The 20932-nt window shown below is 47.1% G+C and carries 17 protein-coding genes and 2 tRNA genes; 9 read left to right on the top strand and 10 right to left on the bottom strand.

Annotated features, from left to right (window positions below):
- Positions 1–366 precede the first annotated feature (366 nt).
- On the top strand, positions 367–1497 hold the full coding sequence (locus AC4BAP_RS19060) for a helix-turn-helix transcriptional regulator (protein WP_490584275.1): 1131 nt from the start codon (positions 367–369) through the stop codon (positions 1495–1497).
- Positions 1498–1588: 91 nt separating this feature from the next.
- Positions 1589–1969: an SRPBCC domain-containing protein gene (locus AC4BAP_RS19055; RefSeq protein WP_490584274.1), complete on the top strand. Its 381-nt coding sequence runs from the start codon at positions 1589–1591 to the stop codon at positions 1967–1969.
- A gap of 190 nt (positions 1970–2159) precedes the next feature.
- Here AC4BAP_RS19055 and AC4BAP_RS19050 read toward each other — a convergent pair whose 3' ends face one another.
- Positions 2160–2774, bottom strand: a complete 615-nt coding sequence (locus AC4BAP_RS19050; RefSeq protein ID WP_490584273.1) for a YdcF family protein — start codon at positions 2772–2774, stop codon at positions 2160–2162.
- A 108-nt stretch (positions 2775–2882) separates the two neighbouring features.
- Here AC4BAP_RS19050 and AC4BAP_RS19045 point away from each other — a divergent pair, with 108 nt between their 5' ends.
- Together AC4BAP_RS19045 and AC4BAP_RS19040 are read left to right on the top strand one after the other, a co-directional pair.
- The gene (locus AC4BAP_RS19045; RefSeq protein ID WP_490584272.1) at positions 2883–3293 is read left to right on the top strand and encodes a nuclear transport factor 2 family protein; all 411 of its coding nucleotides are present in this window, start codon (positions 2883–2885) and stop codon (positions 3291–3293) included.
- 45 nt (positions 3294–3338) lie between these two features.
- Positions 3339–3563: a VF530 family protein gene (locus AC4BAP_RS19040; protein WP_490584271.1), complete on the top strand. Its 225-nt coding sequence runs from the start codon at positions 3339–3341 to the stop codon at positions 3561–3563.
- A gap of 240 nt (positions 3564–3803) precedes the next feature.
- Here AC4BAP_RS19040 and AC4BAP_RS19035 read toward each other — a convergent pair whose 3' ends face one another.
- The 5 genes from AC4BAP_RS19035 to AC4BAP_RS19015 form a co-directional block, all read right to left on the bottom strand.
- Entirely contained in the window at positions 3804–4538 is a 735-nt protein-coding gene (locus AC4BAP_RS19035) for a head GIN domain-containing protein (protein WP_490584270.1), read from the bottom strand.
- 143 nt (positions 4539–4681) lie between these two features.
- The gene (locus AC4BAP_RS19030; protein WP_490584269.1) at positions 4682–6589 is read right to left on the bottom strand and encodes a RecQ family ATP-dependent DNA helicase; all 1908 of its coding nucleotides are present in this window, start codon (positions 6587–6589) and stop codon (positions 4682–4684) included.
- Positions 6590–6874: 285 nt separating this feature from the next.
- The gene (locus tag AC4BAP_RS19025; RefSeq protein WP_490584268.1) at positions 6875–7654 is read right to left on the bottom strand and encodes a hypothetical protein; all 780 of its coding nucleotides are present in this window, start codon (positions 7652–7654) and stop codon (positions 6875–6877) included.
- A gap of 400 nt (positions 7655–8054) precedes the next feature.
- Positions 8055–8729 (bottom strand): ABC transporter ATP-binding protein, encoded by a 675-nt coding sequence (locus tag AC4BAP_RS19020; RefSeq protein WP_490584267.1) that lies wholly within the window; start codon positions 8727–8729, stop codon positions 8055–8057.
- A gap of 120 nt (positions 8730–8849) precedes the next feature.
- The gene (locus tag AC4BAP_RS19015; RefSeq protein WP_490584266.1) at positions 8850–9908 is read right to left on the bottom strand and encodes an AI-2E family transporter; all 1059 of its coding nucleotides are present in this window, start codon (positions 9906–9908) and stop codon (positions 8850–8852) included.
- A 178-nt stretch (positions 9909–10086) separates the two neighbouring features.
- Between AC4BAP_RS19015 and sucC the strand changes: the two genes are divergently transcribed.
- Positions 10087–11289: an ADP-forming succinate--CoA ligase subunit beta gene (sucC, locus tag AC4BAP_RS19010; protein ID WP_490584265.1), complete on the top strand. Its 1203-nt coding sequence runs from the start codon at positions 10087–10089 to the stop codon at positions 11287–11289.
- Positions 11290–11734: 445 nt separating this feature from the next.
- Here the strand turns inward: sucC and AC4BAP_RS19005 are convergent, their stop codons facing one another.
- On the bottom strand, positions 11735–12151 hold the full coding sequence (locus AC4BAP_RS19005) for an organic hydroperoxide resistance protein (RefSeq protein WP_490584264.1): 417 nt from the start codon (positions 12149–12151) through the stop codon (positions 11735–11737).
- 176 nt (positions 12152–12327) lie between these two features.
- Between AC4BAP_RS19005 and AC4BAP_RS19000 the strand changes: the two genes are divergently transcribed.
- A tRNA-Arg gene (locus tag AC4BAP_RS19000) sits at positions 12328–12401 on the top strand.
- 87 nt (positions 12402–12488) lie between these two features.
- Here the strand turns inward: AC4BAP_RS19000 and AC4BAP_RS18995 are convergent.
- Positions 12489–13577, bottom strand: coding sequence for a PAS domain-containing sensor histidine kinase (locus AC4BAP_RS18995; protein WP_490584263.1), 1089 nt, complete (start codon positions 13575–13577; stop codon positions 12489–12491).
- 217 nt (positions 13578–13794) lie between these two features.
- On the opposite strand from AC4BAP_RS18995, the gene AC4BAP_RS18990 reads away from it, so the two are divergent.
- Positions 13795–13868, top strand: a tRNA-Pro gene (locus tag AC4BAP_RS18990).
- A gap of 47 nt (positions 13869–13915) precedes the next feature.
- Here AC4BAP_RS18990 and AC4BAP_RS18985 read toward each other — a convergent pair.
- The gene (locus AC4BAP_RS18985; protein ID WP_490584262.1) at positions 13916–15037 is read right to left on the bottom strand and encodes a PepSY-associated TM helix domain-containing protein; all 1122 of its coding nucleotides are present in this window, start codon (positions 15035–15037) and stop codon (positions 13916–13918) included.
- Between the two features lie 262 nt (positions 15038–15299).
- On the opposite strand from AC4BAP_RS18985, the gene AC4BAP_RS18980 reads away from it, so the two are divergent.
- Complete coding sequence (locus AC4BAP_RS18980; protein WP_490584261.1) at positions 15300–15596, top strand: sll1863 family stress response protein; 297 nt, start codon at positions 15300–15302, stop codon at positions 15594–15596.
- 67 nt (positions 15597–15663) lie between these two features.
- Here AC4BAP_RS18980 and paaN read toward each other — a convergent pair whose 3' ends face one another.
- Positions 15664–17337: a phenylacetic acid degradation protein PaaN gene (paaN, locus tag AC4BAP_RS18975; RefSeq protein ID WP_490584260.1), complete on the bottom strand. Its 1674-nt coding sequence runs from the start codon at positions 17335–17337 to the stop codon at positions 15664–15666.
- 188 nt (positions 17338–17525) lie between these two features.
- Here paaN and AC4BAP_RS18970 point away from each other — a divergent pair, with 188 nt between their 5' ends.
- Complete coding sequence (locus tag AC4BAP_RS18970) at positions 17526–20843, top strand: S8 family serine peptidase (RefSeq protein ID WP_490584259.1); 3318 nt, start codon at positions 17526–17528, stop codon at positions 20841–20843.
- The last annotated feature ends 89 nt before the right edge of the window (positions 20844–20932 follow it).

Here is a 20932-nt window from a genome sequence, read left to right as displayed (position 1 = left end):
CGTTTTTAGAAGCAGAACACATAGAAGCCTCCTGTCTTTAGGTGATACATATAGCTATATCCCTAAAACAGGAGGCTTCCCTTTTTCATCCCATTACAAAGTTCGGGATGACTCATGTTTATCATCCCCCTACCCCCCTCCAAAGGGGGACACTCTGTTCATGTAATTTTTAATAAATATTTACAGAAAAAAGTCCCCCTTTGAAGGTAGGGGGTAGGGGGATGACAATCATTGTCAGAATTTTTAACTGCAAAACATCGGCTGAGAATTATAACTCAGTGTCTACACAAATCTCATCAACTCCCTAATCCTTTTAAAACAAAATCTCTATATTAGTAACCATTACCACAACACCCGGAAGCAAACATGTACTTAAGCCTTTTCGATATCATTATTCTTTTCGGCGCGCTGCAGGGGCTTATACTTGGTTTGGTGCTGCTGTTCTCGAAACCTGAAGAACGCTTAGCCGGGAAAAAGAACTACCTGGCCCTGTTGGTGCTTATACTTGCCTACAACGGCCTGGAAACTTTCAGCTGGAGCTCCGACACAACCACGTTCAATTACTTTTTCAGCCTCTTCCCGAATGTGCTGATCTTTGCGCTGGGTCCATGCCTATACCTGTATATCAGGTCGTTCAGGCACCCCGAAGGCTTTGGCAAACGTACTTTCTTCAAGCATTTCGGGGTAGTGGGACTGCAGTTTGTGGTGCGCCTTTTTATACTTCTGGTAGCCATACTTAACCAGCGGGGTGCCGTGCTGGGCCTCTGGAGTGCCGACCTGGACATGTGGCACAACACCTTGTCGGACAACCTGGCTGTGGTTGTGTTTTGCTTTTACCTGCTGCTGGCCGGTCGCGAAATATGGCTGCACCACCAGAACCCCGAAGAGCAGGTGCCTGTGAAATGGCTGCGTATTTTATACTTTTTTACCCTGGTGTGGGGTTTAGCATGGGTAATAACCTCAGTGTATCCGGTTATTTTTAAAGCCAACCAAAGCAGCTACTACTACCCTATCGAGGTGCTACAGGTTTTGTTTATTTACTGGCTGGGCATAACTGGTTTTTACCGCATTAAAGTGGTGCAGGTAGAGGCTCAGAAAAAGTCCGGATCATACTTCGAAAGCATAGACGACCACCTGGTTACAAAATGTGAGCAGGCGCTAAAGCTGGCTATGGAAACCGACAGGCTATACTTAGACCCGGAACTTAGCGTCAACAAACTGGCCGAGCACATCAACGTTCATCCTAAAACTATTTCGGCTGTGCTTAACCAGCATCTGCAAAAAGGCTTCAGCGAGTATGTAAATGATTACAGAATAGCCGAAGTAAAGCGCCGCCTTGCCCGCCACGAAACCAGGAACATGACCATAGCCGGCATTGCCCTCGATTCAGGCTTTAACTCCATGGCCACTTTCCAGCGGGTTTTCAAGGCATCCGAGAACATGACACCCAAAGAGTACGTGGCACTGGTAACAGACAACAGCTCACAGAAGGCCTGATGGATTATACTTTTCTGCTCTGTAGTTGAAACCATAGTGCATCGGCATACTTTAATACCTAACTTGCAGCTTAAATTCACATTGCATCCACATGAAAGATTACAAGAAATACTACATCGTGCCGGCTTCTCCTGAGGAAGTATACGTTGCCCTGACCAACCCAAATACCATACAGTTGTGGTCTGGGGAAAAAGCAGTGATGACAACGGAGCCAGGCTCGGAGTTTGAGTTGTTTGAGGGCAGCATTGTTGGCAAGAACCTGGAGTTTGAGGAAGGCAAAAAGATCGTGCAGCAGTGGTATTTCGGCGATCAGGAAGAACCATCCATCGTTACTATTAAACTGCATCCGCATAAGTATGGCACCTCCGTAGAGCTTCGCCACAGCAACATCCCAGACGAGGCCTACGAGGATATTACTGAAGGTTGGGACGAGGCGTATTTTGGTTCTATTATAGATTTTTACGAAGACTAGGTTTTTAGTTATTCGTTGTTTGTTATTGGTTATTCGTATATCGTATTTGGAAATGTAGAGACGCAAAATATTGCGTCTTGTCAGCCACAGAGCGTTGATGTTCGTTATTCATTGTCGGTTATTCGTAGGGATGCAACAATCCTACCATTCAACAACCAACAACCAACAACCAACAATCAGCAATTAACAATCAGCACTCTCTCCTGTTCAGGTAGTCCAGTACCTCCCCTACTTTTGCCAGGTCGCCTAAGGCGCCATACTTACGAATGCGCTCCATCTCCCCGGCAATCAGTTCGGCGCGTGTGCCGTGCACCTTGCCCTGCGAGTGTGTTACCTCTTCGCACCACGATAGGTTTCTGCCAGGGTAACTGTATACTTTAAGCTCCGGATAATGCTCGTGCACAGCCGTTACTGCCGTCATGAAAGCGCGTGGCTGCTGAAAGGGGGAGGCTGCAACTATTATACTTTTGTAACCTACTTTTTTGGCATGCTTTACAGCATTTTGCGCCTCTACGCGAGTGTTTAAGCTGGTGGTGCCTGCGGCAACGGGCACTGGCTCAATTTCGGTGTCTGCAACGCCTAGCTTTTCAAGTTCTTTTCGCCATTCTTCAAAACCGGGGTAGCCGCTCATGGCATGTGTCTGCAGGAACATTACCTTTTTTACCACCTGGTTGCTCAGCAAGTATACAGCCGAGGCGAAAACAGATTGTTGGTTATCCTCAGTTTGCCCGAAAAGGAAAACAGCATCGACAGGTGTCGGTGGCAGCGTGTCGCAAAGTGTACGAATTATCAGTTCTTCAAGCATAGGCCATGTATACGGTAGCGTGGCGGGTAAGTGTTCGCCTGGAAAGTATGGGAACTCTAATCTGAAAAATAATAAATTGCAGAGACAAAACGCATACTTTACATCAGCATGAAAGCAGCCATACTTACCACTTTATTTATACTTTTTGGCATGACAGCATACAGCCAGCAAACCGAAGCCATACTTGCACCAGTAAAGCAACAATTAGAGGCCTATAACAGCCGCGACATTGAGAAGTTTTCCAGTGCCTTTAGCGAAGACGTGAAAGTATACCGGCAACCGGGAGTACTCACCTATCAGGGCCGCGATGAACTAAAGAAGCGCTACGGTGCCATGTTTGCCGCCACTCCCGACCTGCATTGCGAGATCGTGAACCGCATTGTGGCCGGCGAAGTGGTTATAGACCATGAGAAAGTGCAGCGCACCAAAGGCCAACCCCGTACCAATGCCATCGCCGTATACAGGATAAAGGACGGGCTTATCTCCGAGGTTACCTTTATACCCCCTGCCGGCAATTAGGCAGGTATAGTTAAATTGAGATAATTAAGCTTTACCTTTGCATTTATGGCAGAAACACAGAAAAACAATCCGCTACATGGCGTAACCCTACAGATGATGCTGGAGCATTTGGTGGAGTTTTACGGTTGGGAGCATCTAAGCCACAAGATCAATATCAACTGCTTTAAGAATAACCCAAGTATAAAATCCAGCCTTACCTTCCTGCGCAAAACGCCGTGGGCACGCGAGAAAGTTGAGCAGCTATACTTGTACTCACTCCGTTTCAGTTGATCTTGACCTTACCACGTTTATTTATCTCATTTTGCTTACCCCAATTTAACATAACATACCAACTGAAAGATTTTTTTCATTATTATAGTTATACCTTTCAGTGCCGTGCGCTAAACTGCCTTAACTTCAGGTTTATACTCCATCGGTTTCATATGCGACCTGGATCTTCTAAGCTGATTTGCCAGGCAGAACCTCTGACTCAGCAATAATCTAAGTTTGCACTTAGCCTCGTTGCTTACACTACTTCTTGATAACCTTACCGGATCCTGAAATGCTGCTGCTCACAGTCGGGTTTCCGGTATAATACACACTACCGCTGCCCGAAATTTGTACTGTAAGGGTGTTCTCAGCATTTACCTCAGCCACCCCGGAGCCTGACAGATTAACTGTAGCGTTTTTTGCCAGCAGCGAAAATGCCTGTGCCCTGCCTGAGCTCGATATATTTATACTATGCTGCTCTGCCTCGCCCTTCAACGTAATCTCGCCTGAGCCAATCACTCGTGTTATAACCTGTGATGCTTTCACCCCCATGTCTATTTTCCCTGATCCGTTGAGGGTAACAGGCAAGGCAGTAACTGTAAATGTATTCTGCGTTGATACTTTACTGGAGCCATTCATGTAAACTTCCTGCAAAGCAGGCATGGTAATAAATACCTCCACATCTTTGCTTCTTCTTATGCACTCCTTGTGCTCGATCTTCCAGGTATTGTTATTTACTGTGGTATTCAGTTGGCCCAGAATATTAGGTTCGCCTTTTACCTCTACTTGCTGCACCGGCCCTTGGGTCAGGTATACTTTAAAAGAGCCGTTTACTTCAATTTTGGAAAACGGATCGAGTTGTAAAGAACGGTTTTCTATTGCACCTTCTCCTTTAATACATGTCGAATCGCTGCAGCTGCCAAGCGCAATGGCTAATACCAATAAGATCAGGGCTAAGCGATAAGCCCTGTAATTGTACACATAATCTTTTTTCATAGTTGATAGAGTTGATCAGGAATAATAAAGAGAAGATACCTGAAACAACAGAATGGTTGCAGGCATGTATAAATTTATCGTAAACGCACACTGGGTGCGTGCCAGCTGTTGCTATCAGGAGTTAGCCCCCAATATAAGTATGGCTAAGCAATCGTAATTTTGCCGTTTTCCAGTTGTTTTATACTTCCCTGGTCCAGCAACTTCCGTAGCAGTTCCACTAAGCTTTCCTGTTGTTTTGGCTCAAACTCCTGCACTAGTTCTTTGGGTAGGTATGGCTTTACCTGCAGCAGTTTCAGCACCTTAACTTTCAGCTGAATTTGCTCCTGCCAATCCCGCTCTTTTTTGCGTTCGGCAAGGCAGTGGTCGCAAATACGGCAATCGGTATCACTTATCTCCCCGAAATACTCCAGCAATAGTTGCGTTCGGCAACGGTCAGTTGTTTCCACATAATGCGCCATCTCTTTTGCCTGCACCAGGGCACGGTCACGCAGGTGCTTTAGCTTTGCTGTGTCCAGTACCAGACTAGCCGCATCCTGTCTGGGCTTGGTGAAGACCAGTTGCGGTGCATCGTGCTGGGGCTCATAAACGACCAGCTTTAGCTTGTGCATGTACTCCAGCTTTTTGCGCAGTTCCTGCTCCGGCATATTCAGCTGCCTGGCAAGTCTGGGTTCCGATATCTTTACAAAATTGGCAAAGGCCTCGCCGCCATACGTCCGAAGTATGGCTTGTATGAGTTTGTCAAGGGCCGGGTTCGCCATCTGAAACTCGTAAAGGGCAACATTCTCCACGGCAAAGTATAAACGCGAGGGCATGTAGTAGCTTTCGTTCAGTTGTAAATAGCCTTCGCTTTCCAGGCGCTTAACCGTGTGATGCACCTGCAAGGCCTGCAGTTTATACTGCTTCGCAAAATCAGCCAGGTCAAAATCGAAACTGCTCATTAAACCGCTTCCTACGGCAAGTTGATAGTAATTGGCAAGGCACTGGTATACTTTCCGGATGAAATCCACGGGGGGGTGCGCATCTTCTACTTTTTGCAGTAATTCGCTGGTATCGTTGGGGCCATAAAGTATAGTGGCATAGGCATACTTTTCATCACGTCCGGCACGGCCTGCCTCCTGGTAGTAGGCCTCTAAACTCTCCGGCAGATCGAGGTGCACCACCAACCGTACATCTGGTTTGTCGATACCCATGCCGAAGGCGTTTGTCGCTACCATTACACGAACCTTATCTTCAATCCAGAGCTGCTGCACCTGGCTGCGTTCTTCAAACTTTAATCCGGCATGGTAGGCCGCAGCAGATATCCTGCGGCTTTTCAGAAACTTTGCCAGCTCAACTGTTTGCCTGCGACTGCGCACATACACAATGCTTTGCCCCTGCATGCGCTGCAGTATCTCCAGCAAACGACCTACTTTGTCTTCGGTATAGAGGCAGGAATAGGAAAGATTAGCCCGTGCAAAGCTCTTCTGGAAGACATGCTGCTTCGGAAAATTAAGTTTTTCCTGGATATCGGCTTTCACCACATCGGTGGCGGTGGCGGTAAGTGCGATAACCGGAACACCAGGCAGTGTATCTCTGAGTGCGGCAAGCTGCAAGTATGGAGGCCTGAAATCGTAGCCCCACTGCGAAATACAGTGTGCCTCATCCACGGCCAGCAGACTTACATTCATCTTTTTCACCCGCTCCTGAAACAGCTCGGTCAGCAGGCGCTCCGGCGACAAGTATAAAAACTTAACCCCACCATACACGCAGTTGTCCAGCGCAATGTCTATCTCGCGGCGGTTCATACCGGAGTAGATGGCCACGGCCGAAACGCCGCGTCGCTTCAATTGCTCCACCTGGTCCTTCATCAGGGCAATTAGCGGGGTAATTACCAGGCAAATACCATCCAGCGCCAGGGCAGGCACCTGAAAACAGATAGACTTTCCACCACCAGTCGGTAACAAGGCAAGTGTGTCCTGCCTGTCTAAAACCGAACGGATGATATCCTCCTGCAAAGGCCTGAACTGCTCATAGCCCCAGTAGGTTTTCAGGATGTGATGGATGTCTTGCAAGGTGTAGTGTGCTTTTACACAGCGAAGATAAAGTATAGCTTACAGAAGTCAGAATTATTTGAGTGCATGTTGAGGAAAATGGCTGGTATATTCTTTAACCTTTCCACATGAACCTAAGGTGAATAAGACCTATCATAAATTCGGGAACAATCGTCATCCCCCTACCCCTCCCGAATTCAATTGTTTACCTTAAAATTTACTAAACCTGTATCTTTTACAGCAGCCAAACAAAAAGCCTCCACCTTAAAAAGGCGGAGGCTTCAATCACTGGAAAAATTACATTGTTTACGCTGCTGCCGACTGACCGTCTTCACGTTCCTCGATCACCTTTTTCAGCTTATCGATGGCCTGCGAAGCACGTTCCTCGTCAAAGCGATTGATATTCAACAGCATCTTCGTTTTCTCCTGACGCGTAATGGTCGGGTTGTTCAGCAAGCGGATGATCTCCTCTTTTTGCTTTGCCGATGCATAGCGCACACTGTTGTTTTCCTCCTCAGTCTGCGCAGTTTCCTTAGCCGCTGATGAAGAAGATTTCATGGTAGCTTTCTTTTCGGTTGGCACAGCTGGCTTAGCAACTGGCTCGTTTCCACCATAGTCCATTTCTTCGGAAGGAGTTGGCTCATAACCTGCAGCGCGAATTACCCATGCCAGAATATTACGGTAAGCTTTACCTATAGCCCTTGTCTGGGCCATACTTGCAATGGCAAACTCCTGGTAGTACTTCTTGCCTTGCTCTTTGTTAGAGCAGATCGCAAAACCCGCACCTACCACCTGCTGGCTGCGCAGATCAAGCAGGTTAACCTTTGCCTGGTATTTGATCTCATCATCCGAGCTGATGTTGATCACGTGCTCTACCACTGGCAGAATACCCAAACGCGATCCGGCGTATTGCCATCCCTCCACGTTCACGTATTCTTTGCCTTGTATATTCTGGAACAAACGGTTCTCTTTAATAAACTTTGCCAGGTCAACAGCCAAATGAAGCGTCTCATCAGACTTGGCTATATCATAGCTCTCGATCTTTGCTTTCTTCTGCACCTTCGTCTCTTTAACTGGTTGATTCATATCTTATTAGCTTTCATGTTTTTGTACATCTATTAAACACAGCGGATGTATAAATAGTGCAAAAAAACAGAAAAAATAACCAATTTAAGTAATTGATTATCAGTTACTTATAAAATATTTTCAAACACTATGTTTTACACCTTTCCTGTGCGGCTTTAGCTAAAAATTGAGCAAAGGGTAAAGTATAGTTACGAAGAGAAAAAGAATGAGTTGAAGAGATGAGGAGTAAGAGAGTTTAGGAGTTAGAGAGTTTGGGAGTTGGAGAGTTGAGGGGTTAAAAAGTAAAGAGGACCTCGCAGCGTCCGAAGGTCCTGCGAGCGTCTTATTTGCAACAATGGTGAATGAGTAAATGAGTGGATGAGTGAATATTAACTCCTAAACTCTCCAACTCCTAAACTCACTAACTCTCATACTCATTTACTTCGTTCACGATCTGGCCGTCTTTCATTACCAGTGTTCTGTCGGCCATACTTGCCAGCTGTTCGTTGTGGGTTACGATCACGAAGGTCTGGTTAAACTCGTTGCGTAGCCTGAAGAAAATATCGTGCAGTTCCTGGGCGTTTTTGGAATCGAGGTTGCCGCTTGGTTCGTCGGCGAAGATGATCTTTGGGGAGTTTATAAGGGCTCTTGCTACCGCAGTACGTTGCTGCTCACCACCCGACATCTCGGATGGTTTGTGGTGCAGGCGGTGCGACAAGCCAAGCATGGTCAGGAGTTCCTCGGCCTGCTGCTTTACCTCCTTTTCGGAACGGCCGGCAAGAAAACCGGGCAGGCTGGCATTTTCTAGTGCAGTGAATTCGGGAAGCAGGTTGTGAAACTGAAAAATAAAACCAATATGCCTGTTACGGAAGCGAGCCATTTCAGCGGCATTCATTCGGGCAATGTTGCGGCCCTCAAATACCACCTCGCCTTCGTCGGCTACATCCAGTGTACCCAAAATGTGCAACAGCGTGCTTTTGCCAGCACCCGAGGCACCTACGATAGACACAATCTCACCTGTCCCTATTTCCAGATCAATCCCCTTCAAAACCTGAAGAGCGCCATACTTTTTGTGGATATTTGTTACCTGCAGCACTTTGTTATAGTTTGGTTAGCTCTGCGTCGCCGCTATTATTCTGCCAAATCTACAAAATTATTACTTAATCATACTTTACAACAGTACTTGGCTTTCTTGTGACTACGCCAGTAGCCAGCCTCATTCATTTGTTGTCAGCTCCTGCTGGTGGCCATGTTCAAGTACATCTTTCACGAATAACTCTTTTACCAGCACCATGAGTACGGCCAGTAACGGAGCCGCCAATAGCAAGCCAATTGCCCCATGCAGTATACCCAGCAACACCTGAAAGAACAACAAGAGCGCGGGAGGCAGGTCAACTGTCTTCTGAAAAATAAGCGGGGTGATCACATAGCTTTCTATCAGTTGTATACCCCCATATAGGAGCATCGCATAAAGCGCCATCTGCGGACTAACCGTTAAACCTACCATTGCTGCCGGAATGGCTGCGATCCAGGGGCCGATGTTAGGTATAAATGCGAACAGGAATGCGATGAGCGCAAGCGCAAGTGCGAGCGGCATACCTATTAAGCTATACCCGATAGCAGTGCTCACACCCACAATGGTCATCGCGATCAGCATGGCCATCAGCCATAACTTTAGCGTGTGGTAACATTTACCCAATACCTCTGTTACCCTGCTTCTGTGCCTTACCGGAAACAGCTTGGAGAACCCTATCGTGTAGAGGGAGGGGTTTGCAGCCAGGAAAATTGCTGTGATCAACACGATCAGAATATCGGCCAGCGCACTCAGGGTTTTACTGAAGATGGAGGAAATCCGGGAGAAGATGGAGTCCTGCCCAGCCATTGCCTCATTAAAACTGTCGGGCACTTTCTCTATCAGTTGCTGCCCAAATCCCAGCTTGTTGAGCCAGCCCTGTACTTTATCAATTGCCTCTGGCAAGGTAGTCTGCATTTCCTGTGACTGCTTGCTTATGGTTGGTGCCACCAGTACTACAGCCCCGATAAGTAACCCGAATACCAGGAAAATAGAAAGGAATAATGCCAATCCGTGTTTCAAGCCAAACTTTTTCTCAAACCACTCGGCTATACCGGCAAACAGCACCCCTATAAGAATACCCGCAAACACTAACAGGAAGAAATACCCATGCTTGCCCAACATATAGAAAGCGGATACCACCAGCAATACAATAAAAGCTGCCACTGCCACCCGTTTTGCAAAAGAATAAATACCTATCATACTCAATATAAATACCTGAATATACCTTCATACTTGTATTGTACAATTCTCGTTGCATAGGCGCAGCATCCCCCCACCCTATACCCATAGCTTTGCATCTGCTTAATATTTTAAAAAAGCTTTACTTGAATTTAAGGCGATAAAGGCGTACTTTCGTGCGTCCATAAAAACTGAAAGCATGAACATACACGAATATCAGGCTAAAGACATTTTAAAAAGCTACGGCGTACGCATACAAGAGGGCATCGTGGCCGAAACTCCAGATCAGGCGGTAAAAGCTGCCATGAAACTGACTGAAGAAACCGGTACTGGCTGGCATGTGATCAAAGCACAGATTCATGCAGGTGGCCGTGGTAAAGGCGGTGGAGTGAAACTGGCTAAAAGCCTGGAGCAAGTAAAAGAAATTGCAGACCAGATCTTAGGCATGACACTGGTAACGCACCAGACAGGCCCAGAGGGTAAGCTGGTACAGAAAGTACTTGTTGCCCAGGATGTATACTATCCAGGCGAGTCTGATCCGAAAGAGTTTTACCTGAGCATCCTGTTGGACCGTGCGAAGGGCCAAAACGTGATCATGGCATCTACTGAAGGTGGTATGGACATCGAGGAGGTGGCTGAGAAAACCCCTGAGAAGATCATCAAAGAGTGGATCGACCCGGCTGTTGGCCTGCGTCCTTTCCAGGCAAATAAAATTGCTTTCGCATTCGGCTTACAGGGCGAGGCTTTCAAGGAAATGGTGAAATTCATCACCAACCTTTACAAGGCTTATGTTGATACCGACTCTTCTATGTTCGAGATCAACCCTGTTCTGAAAACATCAGATAACAAAATATTGGCAGTAGACGCTAAGGTGGACCTGGACGACAACGCCCTGTTCCGTCATAAAGACCTGGCTGCCCTGCGTGATACTTCAGAGGAAGATCCGTTGGAGGTTGAGGCAAGCGCATCTAACCTGAACTATGTGAAGCTTGACGGTAACGTAGGCTGTATGGTAAACGGTGCTGGTCTGGCTATGGCTACTATGGATATCATCAAACTTTCTGGCGGCGAGCCTGCTAACTTCCTTGACGTAGGTGGTGGAGCAAACGCGCAGACAGTTGAGGCTGGTTTCCGTATTATCCTGAAAGACCCGAACGTGAAGGCTATCCTGATCAACATCTTCGGCGGTATCGTACGTTGCGACCGTGTTGCTAACGGTGTTGTGGAGGCTTACAAAAACATCGGCGACATCAAGGTTCCGATCATCGTACGTCTGCAGGGAACAAACGCCGAAGAAGGTGCCCGCATCATCGACGAGTCTGGCCTGAAAGTATACTCTGCAGTAGCCCTTAAAGAAGCTGCTGAGAAAGTAGAGCAAGTACTGGCTGAAGTAGGAGCTTAGTTTCCTAAGTATAAAAACAGAAAGGGCTGCCAGTTACGGCAGCCCTTTCTGTTTTTATACTTAGGAAGTTTGAGAGTTAATGAGTTTTGGAGTTGGAGAGGTAAATAACTCAATTTACGTGACTCTTATTTTAAAACTGGATTTACTCATCCCTAAGCCCTCCAAGGCTACTATTAATACACTATTTTACATTCACTGTTATTCCTGCATGCCGCGAGTTTTCAACTCGTGGTAGATAGATATCCTATACTTGTGTCCTAAGCGTAGCTCAAGAGGGGGAAATTATATATACGAGTAAAATTCCCCTCCTCTGGCCTGGCCAAAACGAGAGGTTTGAGCTAGCGAGCGCAGCTCTTTAGGGGTGTGTTGCACATATCAGTAATCAAACTGTTGTTGTATCCCGCAACTCGAGTTATTTACCTCTCCAACTCCAAAACGCCCAAACTCAAACCACTTCTAATTCTACTTCTACATTCCCCTGCACACCTACGGAGTAAGGACAGATCTGGTGCGCCTCATCCACCATCTGTTTAGCTTTATCCTTATCTAGTCCCTTCAGGTCAACGGTCAGTTTAACACCTAACCCATACTTTCCGCTTTCATGCCTGAGCAGATCTACGTGTGCTTTAACGGTTGATGAAGGGTCGAGGCGCTCGTGGTGTTTACCGGCCACTACCAACAAGGCACTTTGAAAACAGGCAGCATAGCCGGCAGCGAACAGCTGCTCTGGGTTCGACTTCCCTTTCTCCCCTCCTAAGCCTTCCGGTAAAGAGAGTGGCATATCCAATACACCATCCGAAGATGTTACATGACCACGGCGGCCTCCGGTGGCAGTTACCTCTGCCGTATACAATTTTTCCATAGTATGATCTGACACTTTTTATACTTTAATTTAGGTATAGTTAACAGAAACTACTATAATTATGTTTTGCATTTCAGCCCAACACAAGCATACCTTAATTTTACCAAGCTTTCCTATACTTTTTTTAATGGATTGTTTCCTTTTATCAGCATACTTTCTATTTTTGCACACATTCTGCACCCGTAGTTCAACTGGATAGAATATCGGATTTCGGCTCCGAGGGTTAGGGGTTCGAATCCTCTCGGGTGCACAAGTACAAAAGCCATACTTTGCAGTATGGCTTTTGTTTTTTCTCGCTGCATCACACTCTTATCCTACATTAAATTCGCAAGTAAAGCTATTCTTTAGGGAGTTCGATGTAAAAAATTGTTCCCTTATTCTCTTCGCTTTCGAACCAGATGCGGCCTTTATGCCACTCCACGATGGTTTTGATCAGAGACATGCCCAGACCGGTAGAGGGCTCACCGCGCAAGCCGGTTCTTCTGGCCTTCGTAAATTTATCGAAAAGCTGATGCTGCAGATGCTTCGGAATCCCTACCCCATCATCACGGATGCTGATCAACACCGTGTCCTCTTTCTCCTGTACATCCGTTGCAATATGGCCATTGTCGTGGGTAAACTTAATGGCATTCGATATCAGGTTATTTAACACCTGCATAAACTTACTCAGGTCTACTTTGGCAAAGATCTCATTGCTTGTGCAGGTAAGCGTAAAATTTTTGTCTATATGATCTTCTCCCTCCTTGTACTGTGCTATCAGCTCGCTGATCTTTTCAGCAATGTTCACGCGCCTTCTAACTAACTCAACTGCTGCCGATTCCAGAAACTCCTGTTGCACGAAATCTCTTATCATGCGTATGCTCCTGGCGCTACTCTCGTTAATAACCTTTATCACCTTCTCCACTTCATGATTCTTGTAACGCCTCGTGCTTTCCGACAGCTCTTCTGCCAAAGCCTGAATCAATGAAAGTGGGCCGGCCAGGTCATGTGAAAGTATCTCCAACACAGAGTTTTTTTTGGCAGCAAACTTCTCAAGGTTCCGGATATTTTCTTTGATAGAAGTAATATCATCCATGATACCTCCCACGTACTGCTTCCCATCATCATCTGCGAGTAAATGCGGTGTAAACAGTAGCCAGTGCACCGAGTTATCAGGGTGTATTATCCTGAACTCAATATCCTGCTTGGCTTCCCCTTCCACGAACTCATGGTATTCCTTTATAAGATATTCTTTATCCAGGGGATGAATGCTTTCAAAAAGGATAGCGGGAGTGCTGGTTATACTTACAGTGTCAAGTTTCCACACCTGCCCACACATGTCGTTCAAGAAAACAAACTGCTTGTTAGCTATATCCCATACAAAAACAACTTTATGAGATGCGCTGAAGAGTTTATGAAACAGTTCATATGGTGCTATAGCCTGCATGGTGGGGAAGTGTAGTCTGCATAGATTTACTCAAGAAATGCGCCTTATGTTGTGCAGATCGGCAAACCACACGAAATAGATTGATGCGTATACTACTTAATTATAGAGATTCACCCAAACAGGAGGTGTTTAGAGCCGAAGCAGGATGTTATTAGCCTGGATTTAGCCTCAGATATTTTGTATTTTGAATACAGTAATTAACTTTGGCGGTACAATTCGGGGTGTAGCGTAGCCTGGTATCGCGCCAGCATGGGGTGCTGGAGGTCGTGGGTTCGAATCCCGCCACTCCGACTGCAAACAGGTCCTGTTTTTAACAGGACTTTTTTTATTGCTGAAGCCTATTTGTATGTATACACTTGCTTGTTGGCCTTTTTCCGGCGCTTGTTAAGCCAGATCAAAATGCCACTTACCCAAAGTATGGCCGGCAACAAGCCAAGTATAAACCACAGCACCCTGGTAAGCATTCCCCCAACCTCACCAAAGTGGATCGGAAGAAACCAGTTGCGTGTAAGCTGGCTGCCTGCAGGCGCAGTTAAAGGCTCGTATACATACAGTGGCTGTGCCGTGTACTGGTCAAGGTATACTTGTGGGCGGTATTCAGGCCCGCCATCTATTTCGCTGGAATTGGTAAGAGAGAAGTATACAACCTCCAGGCTGTCTTTTGGCATTGTCAGGTTGCGCTTAACATACCCCTGCCGTTCGTACATCTCCATCTTTTCCAGCACCTGGTAAATTGATACAGGTGCCTTGCCAGTCTTGTAAACAGAGGTGAGTTCTTTAGGGTTGGGTGTATCTGCTTTTGTGCCTGTTATAGTATTGGCAACTACCTGCACCCGATCCGGGAAGGCAAAGTATAAACCAGTAACGGCAGCTAATAAAAGCGGCAGGCTAAAGTAGAACCCCAGCACATTGTGTATATCAAAATTGCGGCGCTTAAACGATGCTTCTTTTTTAAAGGTGAGGCCGGCTTTCAGCTTTTTCTTTTTGCGTGGCAGCCACAAGTATAAACCCGACGACAAAAGCACCAGCGCCAGAAGCAGACTACATATACCGGTTATGGTAGAGCCTATCTCTCCTAGTGTTAGTTGCCTGTGTATTTCCAGTACAGTATCAAGCGCACCGCGGCGCTTTTCCATCTCGCCAAGGTACAGCCCCGTATTTCCATCAAAAAACAGCCACTCCTTCTTCCCTTTCACCTTAAAGGCATAGTTATCCAGTTCGCGCAACGGAAACATCACATTTGTAATCGGTGCACCGAACTGTTTCTCAGCGAGCCTGATAACTTTTTCGGCCGGCTCCAGGGGCTGGTCAGGGGCTGAGCTGACATACAGGCTGCTGTACAAAAAGCGGGTAAGCTCCGGCTGAAAAGTATAAACAGACCCCGTAAGCCCCACCACAGCAAGCACAGCCCCTGTGCTAAGGCCTATCCATAAGTGTAGCCGGAGAATGAGTTTACGCATGTTGCTTAAGTTAAAACTTGTAAGAGAGGTTGCTATACTTGCGCACCGCTGAGTGACAAATGCCAGACGCCTTTATTTAGAATTATTCTACTTAACAGCAAATGTACTCAGCCTGCACCTATTTGCCATGAGCATTCTAAAATATTTGCGCCGCACCGCACATGTAAACCCTGCTTTGCATAAATCCTTTTCAGGCATTTAACTGTATCTAAAGTATGATTTGCCAGTTAAAACCTTGTTAAATTAAAGCAGAACATACACGATGAACACCTATAATTTAAACCCGGAGCACATGAGGGCGCCTGATAACCTGACCAGGGAGGAGATCCAGAAAAGCCTGGAAGAGTTGGACAGCAAGATAAAGACATTGCGAGGCCGTGTAAATGCCACTACCGCCGACTCAAACCACACTTACCATGAGCACATTGCCGCCCTGGAACGGAAGCGTGAACTGATCGCGGAAAAGCTGAACGATAAAGAGGACACCCAAATCAAATGGCAGCACCTTAAAAATGGCCTGGACGACCTGAAAAATGACATGAACCAGTACTTCAGCTAACAAAAAAAAACGCCGTTGGTCAGTCACCAACGGCGTTTTTCTATACTTTATACTTTATACTTTATACTTATCCCATCACAGGCTCACGGAAACCTACCCAGGTAAAGCGCTTGATCACAAACTCAGGGTTAGTGAAAGACGCATTGCCGGCAGGGTTACCGCCCGTTACGTGGAAATCAGAGAAGCCAGCGTTCTGGTTCACATAGATGCCCCCGGTCAGGTTAAAGGATACCGGCGTACCGGCCAGGCTCATCTCATCCATGATCTTCTCCTTCACTTCTTGGTCTGTGGTATAAGCTCCGCAGGAGATTGCACCATAGTTCATCGCCATTTCCTTAGCCAGTTCAATAGACTGGTCTGTGTCTTTAGTTTTGATGATCAGCACGATAGGGCCAAACAGTTCACGGCTAAAGCTTTCTTTTTCGGTAGCGTCCACTTCGTATACCACTGGTGTGCAGGTACGCGCATTGGCAAACATCGGGTTCTGGAAATCACAGGTGCTCAGCACTTCCTTACCTTTAATAGAGGCTGCATCCTTCACACGCTCTGTGGTGGCTGGGTTCTGAATGGCTCCTAAAATATGTGGTGCCGCCTTCGGATTGTTTACCAGGCCGGTAATTGCGTCTGTGATCTTCTGTACTACTTCATCAAATGGCACTGTTTCGCCGCCTGCTTTAATGCCACCTTCCGGTACATAGAAGTTCTGAGGCGCCGTACACATCTGGCCGGAGTATAAGCTTACCGAGAAGGCAAGATTCTGCGCCACTTTATCCAGGTCATCCACAGAGTCAAGTATGATGGAGTTAACACCTGTCTTCTCCGTGAACACAGTCTTACCTTTCAGGCTTTCAACATAGTTGCCAAACTCGGTACCACCGGTATAATCGATCAGTTTAACTTTCGGATTTTCGGCCAGATCTTTCGTGATCAGGCGGTCATCGGCGTCAACGGCAAGCTGGCAGATGTTCGGGTTAAGTCCGTTTTCCTGCAATACCTTCTGTACCTCGGCCACCACAATAGCAATAGGAAGAACCGCTTTCGGATGTGGCTTCACGATAACAGGGTTACCTGTAACAAGGCTGGCATACATGCCCGGCACGGTGTTCCAGGTCGGGAAGGTAGAGCAACCAATCACCAGCGCCACGCCTTTCGGTACGGCTTTCCACGTCTTGTTCAGTTTCAGGTTATACTTGCCCATAGGCTTCTCCCACTCCGTAGCCTCCGGAAAACGGGTCTGCTCCTCCAGGCCGGCTGCAACTGCCTCCAGCGCTCTGTCTGCGGCATGCGGGCCAGATGCCTGGAACGACATCATGTAAGCCTGACCTGTAGTGTGCATAGTGGCATAAGCGATCTCGAAGAAGCGGTCTTTCATGCGCTCCAGCGACTCCACAAGTATAGCCGCGCGGTCGGCTGGTTTTACCTTGCGCCACTGGTGGTACGCCTCTTCGGCTCTGCTTACCAGCGTCTCAGGCTCAAAGTATGGGTATTTGATATTAAGCGATTGCTGTTCGTAAGGTGACTCTTCCTGGCCAACCCACTGTGCCGGCTCTTGCTGCAGCAACTCATCAAACTTATTGTTCAGGTGCGATTTATACTTGTCGCGGCCTTCCTTGTCTGCGTTCTCTCCATAAACATCAGGGGAAGGGTTTTCAGGGTAATGTGCGTAAAATTTGCGTTCGTGTAATGCCTTTATAGCCGTATTTAAGGCGTCTTGGTGCTTGTTTAGCAGATCCAGTTTCATAGTTTAAATATTATATATAATTATTTTACTATATTTTTCGACTTTATTCTGGAAAGTTACGTAAAAATATTTAATGGTACGGTGGGCCGTGAGAATTTCATCTTTATCTTTGAACTTTAAATAGCCCAATTCTGCCAACGCGCGAGTCTATCTAAATTTTTACAAGAAACTCTAAAGCCCTTGATGAAATGTCTACAGATTGCCCGGTGCTGAGGCGGCTAACTACCGTTGCCTTATCATTCCTAATAATTGCCTCCATCAACTTTCAGGTAAGTGCGCAGCGGCAGCCAGTCGGCGCCGACACCAAGCCTTACACGTTGGTTTACAAACTTAAACAGCAACCTGAGGGTGTGCGTGTTTCGGATGCTCCCTTGCAGGAGGCCTTAAACAAAATAGGGGCTAAAAACACAAAACGGAAATTCCCGAACCTGCCTGAAAACGCCCAGGCACGCAGGGCTGCCGCGCCTGAGATCTCCAGGATCTATCAGCTTAATTATGCAAGTTCGGTTAGTTTCGAAAAAGCCCGCAACCTGCTGATGGCATCCGGCATGGTGGAATACGTGGAGCCGCTTTATGAGCGTGTCCCGTTCTCGCAGCCTAACGACCCGGCATCCGACTCCACTAAGACCACGCAGTTTTACCTGAAGCTGATAGGTGCTTACCAGGGCTGGGTCGTAGAAAAAGGCGACACCAACGTGGTTATCGGTATTCTGGACACTGGTTTCCGGTTATCGCACCAGGACCTGGCAAAAAATGTGAAGCGCAATTACCTGGACCCGATAGATGGCAAAGACAACGATGGCGACGGCTACATTGACAACTATGCCGGCTGGGACTTTGCCGATAACGACAACGATGTAAAAGACGACACCCGCTATGGCGGTCACGGCACCAACGTTGCCGGCGTGGCTACCGCAGCCACCAACAATGGCATCGGGATGGCAGGGGTTGGCTATAATATTAAGTTTATGCCGCTAAAGGTTTTCTCTTCCTTATCATCTGGTGGCTTTGGCGGATACGAGGCTATTATCTACGCAGCTAACAAAGGCTGTAGCGTTATTAACTTGTCGTGGGGCGGGGAAGGCTACTCGCAGTATGAGCAGGATATTATCAATTATGTAGTGCTTGAGAAGAACGTGGTAGTGATCGCATCCGGGGGAAACACAGCCGGCAACATCAATTTCTACCCTGCCTCTTATGATAATGTGATCTCTGTGGGTGGTACCGATGCCAACGACATCAAGTTCTCCTCTTACACCCACAGCTACAACATAGACATTGCGGCACCAAGCCGTAACATGTACACCACCTCCAACTCCAACGACGAAGCCTATGGCAGTGCGAACGGTACTTCCTTTGCGTCGCCTTTGGTAGCCGCCTGCGCAGCGCTTGTCCGTTCACGATACCCGCAACTGAATGCCAGGCAGGTAATGGAACTGTTGCGCGTAAGCACCGACGATATTTATACTATAAGCCAGAATCAGCCCTTTAACGAGATGCTGGGCAGGGGGCGCATCAACCTCAAAAAAGCGTTAAAACAACAAGGGCTAAAAGCTGTGCGTTGCACCAGCTTCGGGTTAATTGGAAAGTATGTCCCGTCGTCAGGTGGCACATCAAACATCAACGCCGAGTTCATCAACTTCCTGGCGCCTACCTCAAACCTGGAAATTACGTTATCGTCTCCGTCTCCTTACATTACCATCACTAAAAATAAGTTCAGCCCGGGTGCGCGCGGCACGATGGCCATGTTCAGCTCAGTTAATCAGCCAACTTTCAGTTTTAAGGTGGCCAATGATGCCCCTGCAAATTTGGTGGTGGCGTTCAGGCTTGGCTTTAAAGACGGTGCATACGAGGACTACCAGTACTTTACCATGAAGGTGAACCCTGACTTTATAACCCTTGATGTAAACAACCTGAAGGTAACGCTAAACAGCAAAGGCAACCTGGGCTACAATGGCTTTAAGTTTAACGAAGGCGACGGTGTAGTATACAAGGAAGGAAGCCCGATGCTGTTCGAGGGCGGCCTGATGGTGGCCACATCAAACACGAAGGTTTCAGATAACCTGCGCTCCAAGATGTGGGAAAACGATGGCGACTTTATTCCGACCAGCATCACGAAACGCCATCTCGATACACCGCTTGCCACACAGGAGATCCGGTATGTCATGCACGATAACCACAACACCCCAAATGAGCCAAATGTAGGTGTAGAGATAAAACAGATCGCTTATGGCTGGAACACGCCGGGGCACTCAGATTTCGTGGTACTGGAATACCATATCAAGAACACTACATCAGAAACGTTTGAAACCATGTATGCCGGCCTGTTTGCAGACTGGGATATAGGCGAGTATTACCTAAACGCAGCAAACTGGGATGCTCAGGCACAGTTAGGATATGTGCATCATGTAAACTATGGCTACCCTCTTGCAGGTATAAAGCTTCTTTCCAGCGCAGAACCCGGGTACTACGCCATAGACAATACAGGTGCGCCAGATGATAACCTGGTCATAGAGGACAACTTCACTTCAGAAGAAAAATTCAAGACGCTGTCGAATGGCATTGCACGCAAGACCGCCGGTAAAATTACAGGCAACAATGTTTCTCATGTGGTAAGTGCCACCCTTAAAAACATGGCTCCCGGCGAGACCAGGATCGTGGCTTTTGCGCTTGTGGCTGCCGACAACCTTCAGGACCTTAAAATGCACGCTATGTCGGCGCAGCAAAAGTATACCAGCTTTAGAACAAGCCAGCTGCCGATGGCAAAAACTGATACCACTTGTGTTGGGGGAAGTATAACCTGGAAGCCGGAAGGCGGCAATAAATTCAGGTTTTACGCAGACCAACAGAAAGTAAACTTACTGGGTAGCGGCCCCGATTATACTTTGGCAAACCTACAACAGCAAACCACTATATACGCAGCCGGAGCCGACTCTCTGTTTGAAAGCACCGCTGTTTCTGGAACGTTCTCTTTTCCTAAAACACCCGTTGCCGATTTTGAAGTAGTGGGTGAGATCTTTGTTGGCCAGGAAATAAAGTTTGTGAACAAGAGTATAAACGCCTCCGAATGGCGCTGGAAGTTCGACACCATCCAGCCTTTCACTGACAAAGACCTGCTTTATACTTTTGATAAGCCAGGAACCTACAACATAACCCTTACAGTTGCAGACAGATTTAATTGCAATGAGGTTTCTGTAACAAAAACCCTGGAAGTAAAGGCTGCTAACCCAACAGCTCTGCCAGACACATTTGCGAAACAACTACAAGTATACCCGAACCCAACCACCGGACAACTGCATTTAAAACTGGAAGGGCAAGCAAGCATGTATAAACTGCCCGAAGTAATGGTGACGGACATGCTTGGTAAAACATTTGCCATACCAGTGACAGGCAGCAGTGGCGTAGTAGTTTCGGACCTGTCTGGGTTGGCTGCTGGCGTGTACCTGGCCCGCATCAGCTACGACGGCATGAGCACGGTAAAACGCGTTGTGGTGATGAAACCTTAAGCAGGTAAGTCGGCAAGATTTATACTTTACTATTGAAATCTGCCTGACTAAATACTGTATGTTCTTTACAGGCTCAGAAACAAAAATGC

Source organism: Pontibacter sp. GD7, from assembly GCF_058216375.1.
This window is presented reverse-complemented; position numbering and strand designations above follow the sequence as displayed.

Excerpts from the sequence above, each read along its gene's own strand:
- AC4BAP_RS19060 (WP_490584275.1), top strand. The coding sequence starts at position 367 with ATGTACTTAAGCCTTTTCGATATCATTATTCTTTTCGGCGCGCTGCAG.
- AC4BAP_RS19055 (WP_490584274.1), top strand. The coding sequence starts at position 1,589 with ATGAAAGATTACAAGAAATACTACATCGTGCCGGCTTCTCCTGAGGAA.
- AC4BAP_RS19050 (WP_490584273.1), bottom strand. The coding sequence starts at position 2,774 with ATGCTTGAAGAACTGATAATTCGTACACTTTGCGACACGCTGCCACCG.
- AC4BAP_RS19045 (WP_490584272.1), top strand. The coding sequence starts at position 2,883 with ATGAAAGCAGCCATACTTACCACTTTATTTATACTTTTTGGCATGACA.
- AC4BAP_RS19040 (WP_490584271.1), top strand. The coding sequence starts at position 3,339 with ATGGCAGAAACACAGAAAAACAATCCGCTACATGGCGTAACCCTACAG.
- AC4BAP_RS19035 (WP_490584270.1), bottom strand. The coding sequence starts at position 4,538 with ATGAAAAAAGATTATGTGTACAATTACAGGGCTTATCGCTTAGCCCTG.
- AC4BAP_RS19025 (WP_490584268.1), bottom strand. The coding sequence starts at position 7,654 with ATGAATCAACCAGTTAAAGAGACGAAGGTGCAGAAGAAAGCAAAGATC.
- AC4BAP_RS19015 (WP_490584266.1), bottom strand. The coding sequence starts at position 9,908 with ATGATAGGTATTTATTCTTTTGCAAAACGGGTGGCAGTGGCAGCTTTT.
- sucC (WP_490584265.1), top strand. The coding sequence starts at position 10,087 with ATGAACATACACGAATATCAGGCTAAAGACATTTTAAAAAGCTACGGC.
- AC4BAP_RS19005 (WP_490584264.1), bottom strand. The coding sequence starts at position 12,151 with ATGGAAAAATTGTATACGGCAGAGGTAACTGCCACCGGAGGCCGCCGT.
- AC4BAP_RS18995 (WP_490584263.1), bottom strand. The coding sequence starts at position 13,577 with ATGCAGGCTATAGCACCATATGAACTGTTTCATAAACTCTTCAGCGCA.
- AC4BAP_RS18985 (WP_490584262.1), bottom strand. The coding sequence starts at position 15,037 with ATGCGTAAACTCATTCTCCGGCTACACTTATGGATAGGCCTTAGCACA.
- AC4BAP_RS18980 (WP_490584261.1), top strand. The coding sequence starts at position 15,300 with ATGAACACCTATAATTTAAACCCGGAGCACATGAGGGCGCCTGATAAC.
- paaN (WP_490584260.1), bottom strand. The coding sequence starts at position 17,337 with ATGAAACTGGATCTGCTAAACAAGCACCAAGACGCCTTAAATACGGCT.
- AC4BAP_RS18970 (WP_490584259.1), top strand. The coding sequence starts at position 17,526 with ATGTCTACAGATTGCCCGGTGCTGAGGCGGCTAACTACCGTTGCCTTA.